The 9847-nt window shown below is 37.5% G+C and carries 6 protein-coding genes; 5 read left to right on the forward strand and 1 reads right to left on the reverse strand.

The annotated features are described in order from the left end of the window. Window positions 1–351 precede the first annotated feature (351 nt). The 4 genes from CALSC_RS10645 (at window position 352) to CALSC_RS10660 (ending at window position 6443) form a co-directional block, all read left to right on the forward strand. Window positions 352–882 (forward strand): LabA-like NYN domain-containing protein, encoded by a 531-nt coding sequence (locus tag CALSC_RS10645; protein ID WP_088241326.1) that lies wholly within the window; start codon window positions 352–354, stop codon window positions 880–882. Window positions 883–975: 93 nt separating this feature from the next. After that, the gene (locus CALSC_RS10650; RefSeq protein WP_088241327.1) at window positions 976–2577 is read left to right on the forward strand and encodes a 2-isopropylmalate synthase; all 1602 of its coding nucleotides are present in this window, start codon (window positions 976–978) and stop codon (window positions 2575–2577) included. Between the two features lie 231 nt (window positions 2578–2808). Next, a complete protein-coding gene (locus tag CALSC_RS10655) occupies window positions 2809–4362 on the forward strand; it encodes a YcjF family protein (RefSeq protein WP_088241328.1) in 1554 nt (517 codons plus the stop codon). A gap of 218 nt (window positions 4363–4580) precedes the next feature. After that, window positions 4581–6443 (forward strand): serine/threonine-protein kinase, encoded by a 1863-nt coding sequence (locus tag CALSC_RS10660; RefSeq protein WP_088241329.1) that lies wholly within the window; start codon window positions 4581–4583, stop codon window positions 6441–6443. Window positions 6444–6742: 299 nt separating this feature from the next. Here the strand turns inward: CALSC_RS10660 and CALSC_RS10665 are convergent, their stop codons facing one another. Continuing rightward, a complete protein-coding gene (locus CALSC_RS10665) occupies window positions 6743–8836 on the reverse strand; it encodes a serine/threonine-protein kinase (RefSeq protein WP_088241330.1) in 2094 nt (697 codons plus the stop codon). A gap of 107 nt (window positions 8837–8943) precedes the next feature. Here CALSC_RS10665 and CALSC_RS10670 point away from each other — a divergent pair, with 107 nt between their 5' ends. Continuing rightward, window positions 8944–9663, forward strand: a complete 720-nt coding sequence (locus CALSC_RS10670; RefSeq protein ID WP_088241331.1) for a rhomboid family intramembrane serine protease — start codon at window positions 8944–8946, stop codon at window positions 9661–9663. Window positions 9664–9847: the final 184 nt, after the last annotated feature.

A 9847-nucleotide genomic window follows, 5' to 3' on the forward strand; every position in this document is an offset into this window, starting at 1 on the left:
ACTTTAGTACATAACCGGAATATATATCCCTCAAATTACAACCATTGCCGACTATATTCTATACCTCTTTAGGAGTAAACTAAGTTAATCAGCAGCTATAAATTCTCATATCCAGGTAATTTTATTGATGAATTTTATTCACGAACTCGAGCTGGACGAAGAAAACCAGGATCTATTTTTATCTCAATTATATACATTTAATGCTTAAGTACATTCTATGATTATAAAATAAGTCTAATCAAGACCTACATGAATATTTCATCTGTAGATATAAGCAAATATCACAATTTATAATTGCTATAATCTATCACTCATCTAAAATTCTTTATTTATTTATAGGTGTAAATTTATATGACCATTACCAGTAATCGTCTGTCTATTTTTGTAGACGGAAACAATATGTTCTACGCTCAACAAAAAAATGGTTGGTTTTTCGATCCCCGAAGAGTATTAGAATATTTCGCTCATGAACAACCAGAGACAACATTAATTAATGCTTTTTGGTACACTGGCTTAAAAGACCAACAAGACCAAAGGGGGTTTAGAGATGCTCTAATTAGTCTGGGATATACCGTCAGAACTAAAATCCTCAAAGAATATTATGATGATTCCTCTGGTCGTTATTCCCAAAAGGCAAATTTAGATATTGAAATTGTCGTAGATATGTTTAATACAGTAGACCAATATGACCGGGTCGTTTTATTTAGTGGAGATGGTGATTTTGAAAGAGCAATTGAATTATTACGATCTAAAAATACTCATATAACTGTAGTATCAACAGAAGGAATGATAGCCAGAGAATTACGTAATGCTACTGACAGATATATTGATTTAAATGATCTCAGAGGGAAAATAGAAAAAGCAGAAGCATCTCAATGTTAGGCATAATTGTTTTATTTATATAAAAATTTATAAAAATAAATATATCTATAAAATATTGTCAGCGACTAGTACAAATAGAACAAAGGGTGGCATATGAGCAATAATTCCGAACGCATTATTATTTTTGATACAACTCTCCGAGATGGGGAACAATGTCCGGGAGCAACACTGAATATAGAGGAAAAACTAGCGATCGCTAAACAATTATCCCGTTTAGGGGTCGATATAATTGAAGCAGGTTTTGCTTTTGCCAGTCCTGGAGATTTTGAGGCGGTAAATCAAATTGCTCGGACTGTAGGTACGGAGAATGGGCCAGTAATTTGTAGTTTGGCAAGGGCAAGGCGGGATGATATTAAAGCAGCCGCAGAGGCAATTGCACCGGCAGCCAAAGGTAGAATTCACACCTTTATTGCCACTTCCGATATTCACCTCCAATACAAACTGCGTAAAACTAGGCAAGAAGTACTGGCGACGACAGAGGAAATGGTGGCATATGCCAAAACCTTTACTGATGATATAGAATTTTCTCCCGAAGATGCAGGGCGTTCCGATCCTGAATTTTTGTACCAGGTTTTAGAAAAAGCGATCGCTGCCGGAGCGACTACGGTAAATATTCCCGATACCGTTGGTTATACCACTCCCAGCGAATTTGGGGCCATAATTAAGGGAATTAAGGATAATGTACCCAACATTGATCAAGCCATTATTTCTGTTCATGGACATAATGACTTAGGTTTGGCTGTGGCCAATTTCCTGGAAGCAGTTAAAAATGGTGCCAGACAGTTAGAATGTACCATTAATGGCATTGGCGAACGGGCAGGAAACGCTGCTTTAGAAGAATTGGTCATGGCTTTGTACGTCCGCAAACAATACTTTAATCCGTTTTTGGGATGTGCCGCAGACTCAGAGAAACCCCTCACCAACATAGATACCAAACAGATTTACAAAACTTCACGATTGGTTTCTAACTTAACCGGGTTGTTGGTACAGCCCAATAAAGCCATTGTTGGCACTAATGCCTTTGCCCACGAATCAGGTATTCACCAAGATGGGGTGCTGAAAAATAAGCGCACCTATGAAATTATGGATGCTCAATCCATTGGTTTGACAGATAATCTGATTGTTTTAGGCAAACATTCCGGCAGAAACGCCTTTCGTACCCGTTTGCAAGAATTGGGTTATGAAATTACAGAGACCGAATTAAATAAAGCCTTCCTCCGCTTCAAAGATGTCGCCGACAAAAAGAAAGAAATTTCCGATTGGGACTTGGAAGCAATTGTAAATGATGAAATCCAACAAGCACCAGATTTATTCCGTTTGGAGTTGGTACAAGTTTCCTCTGGTTCTAATGCTAAACCAACTGCAACTGTTACCCTCTATACTCCTGATGGGGAAGAATTGACGGATGCTGCCATTGGTACAGGGCCTGTGGATGCTGTTTACAAAGCCATTAATCGGGTGGTGAATGTACCAAATAAGCTGATTGAATTTTCTGTACAATCTGTTACGGCTGGTATTGATGCTATTGGGGAAGTGACAATTCGTCTCAAACATGAAGATAAGATATTTTCTGGACGTTCTGCCAATACCGATATCATTGTGGCATCAGCCCAAGCATACGTGAATGCACTGAATAGATTGTATGCATATTTACTGAAAGAGCAAAAGCAAGAGCAAGTCACTGTGAGCTCTTGATGGAAGAGGCAGGGGAGCAGGGAGCAGGGAGCAGGGGGAGTGTGGGAAGATGGGAAAGAGAGGGAAGGAGGGAAAGATCAAAAATCTTAACTTCCAACCATCAACCACCAACTAACAACTAACAACTAACAACCATCACTCCATCACTCCATCACTCCATCACTCCATCACTCCATCAAAGGATCTAAGATGAGAAACATCTGCATACCCTATGATTAGTATTAGTTTTCCATGCCCTTGTCACGCTTAGTCACCCTAATTGTTGGTTTAATCCTGATTCTGGGATTAAGCTTGTGGCTGGTTGATTCCCTCTCTCGCCTCTACTGGCAACTATCCTATTCTCCCTTGCTGGGCAATTTGCTGTTATTTTTGCTAATTGTCCTCATTGCCGGTTTAATAGCTGCCTTTGTATATTATGTATTGGAACTACGGGCTGGGGAAAAGCGTTCCCATCGTTCCCGCAAACTTCGTCCCCAAATCAAAGTCCCAGAGGTAAAATCAGAAGCTGCTTCTTCCACACTCCAAGCTGTAAGACAACAGGTATCGCAAATTCAAGATGAAGTTACTCGCCAAGCTTTATTAAGTAAATCTCGGGAAATTGAAGCTAACCTCGCCAGGGGTGAAATTCAAGTAGTGGTATTTGGTACTGGTAGTGCTGGCAAAACTTCCTTGGTAAATGCTGTCATGGGGAGAATGGTGGGTAAGGTCAGTGCCCCTATGGGAACTACTATGGTGGGAGAAACCTATTGCCTGCGATTGAAAGGTTTAGAACGGAAGATTTTGATTACAGATACCCCAGGAATTTTGGAAGCAGGGGTAGCAGGAACCCAAAGGGAAGAGTTAGCCAGGGAACTAGCAACGGCAGCAGATTTATTATTGTTTGTAGTGGATAATGATTTACGACGTTCGGAATACGAACCCCTACAAGCATTAGCTGGTATTGGTAAGCGTTCTGTGGTGGTTCTGAATAAAACTGACTTGTATACAGATGAGGATAAGGAAGCTATTTTAGCCCGATTGCGTCAACGGGTACGGGGTTTTATTTCCACTAATGATGTAGTCGCGATCGCAGCTAACCCCCAGCCAGTAGAATTAGAAGATGGGGAAATTTTTCAACCAGAAGCAGATATTCTGCCATTAATGCGGCGCATGGCAGCTATTTTACGGGCAGAAGGGGAAGATTTGGTGGCAGATAATATTTTGTTGCAATCCATGAGATTGGGAGAAGAAGCCCGAAAACTAATTGATGTGCAACGTCGTCGTCAGGCTGACAAAATTGTGGATAGGTTTCAGTGGATTGGTGCAGGGGTGGTATCAGTAACTCCTTTACCAGTGGTGGATTTATTAGCAACAGCAGCAGTCAATGCCCAAATGGTGGTGGAAATTGGCAGGGTTTACGGTTGTGAGTTGAATATGGAAAGGGGAAGGGAACTAGCTCTATCTTTGGCAAAAACTATTGCTAGTTTGGGAATTGTTAAGGGAGCATTACAGTTACTTTCCACCGCATTACAACTGAATGTAGGTACTTTTATTATTGGTAGAGCAATTCAAGGGGTAACTGCTGCCTATTTAACTAGAATTGCTGGTAAAAGTTTTATTGAATATTTCCGCCATGATCAAGATTGGGGCGATGGAGGAATGACTGAGGTTGTACAGCGTCAGTTTCAACTTAACCGCAGGGATGAGTTTATCAAGGCTTTTATTCAAGAAGCGATTGCTCGAGTGGTGAAACCATTGACAGATAAATCTGAAATGGAAAAAAAAGAAATTCAGGAATCAGAATAATACTCACTCTATTCTCGTAAAAGTATTGCTTGATACGGAAAAAAAAATCCAAGTAATTAGGGAACAAAATACAAATATTTAGTTCTCAGTATAAATCACCATATATTCTGAGCAAATAAATTATTAGTGTAAATTTACAGACATTTCTCTACCAGGTATTCCGGAAATTGTGGGTGACATCAGAAAAATTAAACAAGTAGTCTCCTAGTAACCAATTCATGACTAACTACATGATCGGTAAAGTTTTGCAAAAACGTTACCACATTGTTCAAAATTTAGGCGCAGGAGTATTTGGGCAAACCTTCATTGCCATAGATATAGAGCAACCAAACAATCCCAAATGTGTTATTAAACAACTAAAAATTTTCAGTTACCAGTCTAATTACTTAGAAAACCTCCGCTTACGTTTTCTGACTGAAACTCAAACTCTGAGTAATTTAGGACACCATACCCAAATTCCCCAGCTTCTTTCCTGTTTTGAAGAGAATGAACGGTTCTACTTAGTCCAAGAACTAGTGGAGGGAAATCCATTGACGGTAGAGCTTCCCATTACTTACGATATGGGTTCCATTTACTTATGGACTGAAAGGGAGACAGTTAGGTTTTTAAAAGATGTTTTAGGTATTTTAGATTTTATTCACTCTCAAGGTGTTATTCATTGCGATATTAAACCAGATAACCTGATTAGACGTGCTTATGATGGCAAGTTAGTTTTAATTGATTTCGGCTCTATCCAGCCAGTGGATTTTGGCATGGATGTGGTACTACCCATTTATCAGATACCTGTCACTTCTTTAGGATACATCCCTCCAGAACAATTTATTGGTCAAACTAAACCGAATAGTGATATTTATGCTTTAGGCCTTATAGCTATTCAAGCTCTAACGGGATTGACACCACTGAGTTTCCAAATAGATCCTTATACTAATGAAATTATCTGGCGTTCTCAGAATACAGCAGTTAGTGATTATCTGGCTGCTGTACTCAGTCAAATGATTCGTTATGATTATACACATCGTTTTCAATCAGCAACTCAAGTAATTAAAGCACTGGAACAAATGCCATTAGAAGAATGGCAACCACAAAGCATATATACAGATTATATTGTTCTACCGGAAAGTACTGAAGATATTAATTCTCCACCAGAATCCAATCAAATTTATCGGGATGGAAAATCACCAAAATCGTCTTCCCTGCTTACAGGTATGAAGGTAGGATTAGTTGCCAATACTTTGTTTCTTGGATTTGGTACATATTCTTTAATTACGAATTCCCCTGGAACTTCCGAGACGGCAACTTTATATAATGCAACACAGAAATATCAATCGGGAGATTTTCAACAAGCAATTTCCTTAGCTAAATCAATTCCTAGTACTAGTTATATATATCCAGAAGCCCAAGCCACTATTGAGGAATGGCAAAAACAATGGGAAATTGCTGCTGAGAAATTTGCATCAATTAAACAAGCTGATAATGATGGCAAGTGGTCAGAAGTATTACGGCTAGCACCTCAAGTTCCTGATATTTTATATTGGCAATCGAAAATAGATGGACTTGTTGAGCAAGCAAATACAAATATTAAAATACAAACAGAAACATTACTGAACCAAGCCTATAAAGCAGCTAAAAACAAAGACTTTACAATGGCTTTACAATATCTCAAACAAATCCCTGGCGAATCTTCTGCTGGTGCTTTAGTTAAAGATAAATTGCATGAATATGAGAAAAAGCAGGGAATTAGAGCTACTTATTTATTACAAAAAGCCTACAACCAAGCTGCTAAATCGAACTTTGATGGCGCGATTAGATTTCTCAAAAAAATTCCTAAAAATACTCCAGTTTACAATACTGCCCAACTAAAATTAAAAGAATATAGTCATAAAAAACGCATACAAATATTTGCTCGGAATCAAGAATCCTCTAATTCTAAAAGTCAGTCTCCTAGGCTAGATACAAGTAGTAGAAATGGACAGCAAAAAGCAAATTTGACTTCATTTATATCACCAACAATTCCAGCCTCAACTAGTAGATTCTCTGATTTAAAAACGGAAAATGAATTCCCAGAAGTGAATATTCGATAATTTTAAACTTTTCATTTTGTCATTTTTTCTCGTCACTATGTCGCAATAAAAGATGTAGAGATGTAAAGTTTTACGTCTCTACAGGTATTATTTTTGAGATATAGCTATAGCTAGCCAATTTATACCAATTCTCCAAAATAAAGCTACACATGGACAGCAGGGGGCAGGGAGCAGGGAGCAGGGGGAGAATTATCTGTAGCCAGGATTTAGAGAAACGGTATTAGGACATTTTTCAGTTGATAGTCCTTTAGTTGAACAATACTGTCCTAATCAATATACCCATTGCTATAATGCTCAGTTTAATCTGATTTTCGTTCGTTATTTTTATCGGCTAATAATTCCTGAGTTTTTTGTAAAGCTTGTTTAGCTTGCTGATAATTGGGTTTATATTTGATTGCTTGTTTATAAGATGCGATCGCTTGTTGATATTGTCGTAAATTAAATAGAGCATTTCCCTTGCTATACCAACTTTCGGCATGATTTTTATTGTAGCGAATAGCTCTATTGTAAGATTTGATTGCTGCTGGATATTTTGCTAATTGATATAGAGAATTGCCTTTTCCATACCATGATTGATAGCTATTAGGTTTGAGATTAATTGTCTGATTAAAAGCATTGATTGCCTCTTCATAGCGTTGATTTTGATGTAATGACCAACCGAGATAATACCAAGCTTGGGAATTACGGGGGCTATATTTAGTTACTTGGGTAAAGGCAACTACTGCTTCTGGATATCGTTGTATGGTAATTAGGACATTACCTTTTGATAACCAAGCTTGATAATAATTTCTCTGGTATTCTACAGCTTTCTCATAGGATTTAATTGCATTTCTATAACGATTTAAATTAGCGAATGCATTGCCTCGATGATACCAGGCTGCTGCATAATTAGATTTGATTTTTAGGCTGCGATCGAAAGATGTGATCGCATCTTCATAACGTTGGGATTGATGTAGAGCTATGCCTTTTTGGTACCAATAATTATAATTTTCTGAATTGAAATTAATCGCTTGTTCGTAAGCTACTGCTGCCTGATCATACTGCTTTAAATTCATTAAAGCCTTACCTTTTGCCGCCCAGATATTTGGTTTATCATTTTGTATTTGCAAAGCCTTATCAAAGGCATAAATAGCTTCTTGATATCGTTTTAATTTATCTAATGTTAAACCGCGATCGCTCCATGAATCAAAATAATCTGGTTGAATTTGAATTGCTTTTTCATATGCGACTAGTGCCTGTTTATATTGTTTCAGTGCATACAAACTTTTGCCTTTCCCATACCAAGCTTGGCTAGAATCAGCTTGTAAAGCAATCACTTTCTCGTATGTTGCTAAAGCATCCTCATATCTTTGTAAATCAGACAAAATAGTGGCTTGTCTGTACAATGAATTAGCATTCTTAACATTGATAGCATTAACTAAAAAAAATGCTCCAACTCCACCACAACCTATAACTATTAAAATCAAAAAAGCTCTAATCAGAATACCCTTATATTTATATTTAGGAAAAGACTTTGATAGCTGTTGATTTTGAGGATTTGCAGGGGGAGGACTGACAACCATAGTATTGGAGAATTGTAAGTCTTGGAGATGCTGTAATATTTGATTGACTGAACTATAGCGTTCTCGAAAATCATAGCGAACCATTTTATCTAATAAATTGGCAAATTCTGGAGTTACTTCTGTTTGCTCTCTCCAGACAATTTCATTGGTTATGGTATCTTTATTAAATTGGCTAGGGTCTAATCCCGTTAATGCTTGAATCCCCATAATTCCCACTGCATAAATATCGCTACTAAACTTGGGGTTTCCTTGAGCCTGCTCACTAGGAATATATCCAGGAGTGCCTATGGCAATAGTTTGTGGTATTTGCCCAGAATTGACAATAGCCTGGGTAGTAATTTCCTTAACAGCACCAAAATCAATTAAAACTAACTGTCCATCTGTATCCCGTCTGAGTATATTGTGGGGATTAATATCACGGTGAATGACATTTTGCTGGTGGACAAACTCCAATATTTTTAATATTGATTGTAAAAGTTTAATAACCTCTTCTTGGCTAAATTTTTTACCTGGTACTAGCTCTTGACTTAAATCATGTCCGGTAATAAATTCTTGTACGAGATAAAACTCTTGATTTTCTTCAAAGTAAGCTAAAAGTAAAGGAATATGCTCGTTAGTCCCTAACTTGTACAGAACTTGGGCTTCCGTGTCAAATAAACGCCTAGCTGTTTGTAAAGTTATGGGATCCTGGGATTGCGGTTGGAGTTTCTTGACGACACATTTAGGCTTACCCGGTAATTGAGTATCAAAAGCAACAAATGTTTCGCCAAAACCCCCTCCTCCCAAGTGACTGATAATTTGATATCGTCCAACAAGTATGTTTCCCAACATCTGTTTGCCTAGTGAGCGTGCGTAGTATCTGATTTCAATCTTGCCACATTTACATCGGGAAAAGTTTGGGGACGAAATCACCACTCAGAATCAATCACTTGTAAATTATGATTCCCATTAGCGATAATATTTTCTTTTTTAGCAATAAAAGACCGATTATTGTTTACGGATTAATTGGCTTTAATGTAATTGTATTCTTGTGGGAAATTAAATTAGAGATAAGTAATGAATTAACGAATGTAATTTATAGTTGGGGAATGATTCCCAAACAAATAAGTGCAGCTTTTACAGAATTATTAGCAGGGAATTTGGCGGCAATAATAATAATTGCCATCAGTTTATTTTCACTATTCGTAGCTATGTTTTTGCATGGTAGTTTTAGTCAGATTTTAGGTAATTTATTATTTTTGTGGATATTTGGTCAAACCATTGAAAAAATTATTGGTTATAGGCGTTTTATTATATTTTATTTCCTGGCAAGTATTCTCACAGCCTTAATCCAGATTTTAGCAGACCCAAATTTAGCAGTACCTCTGATTGGAAATAATAGTGCGATCGCAGCTATTTTAGGAGCATATATAATTAAGTTTCCCCAAACTAAAATTGATTCTGTTTTGCCACTTTTAGTTATCTTTATTCCGATGCGAATTCCAGCATTTTTCTATTTATTCTGGTGGTTTATCCAACAGCTATTTTACGGAATTGGTAGCTTAAATATTACTGGCGGTGTTAATCCTCCTAGCCTTGCTTATTGGATGCATGGAGCAGGATTTATCATTGGCGCAGCTTATATAAAAATTTTACAACGAATCGGAAACAGGCAATAATTAACAATTTAAAAATAAGGTGATGAGGTGAAATTTGTTTCCATCACCAAAATAGGGAGTAGGGAGTAGGGGAAGAGGAAAAATACCTTACTCCAGGATGGTTTGTTCGCGTTAGCGAAGCGTCTCCTGAAAGGAGATAGCGTGTCCGGTAGGACATTGCTGAAGGCTGAAACCTATGAACAGT

Origin of the sequence: Calothrix rhizosoleniae SC01 (assembly GCF_900185595.1) — a bacterium.
Classification (GTDB): domain Bacteria; phylum Cyanobacteriota; class Cyanobacteriia; order Cyanobacteriales; family Nostocaceae; genus Calothrix_A; species Calothrix_A rhizosoleniae.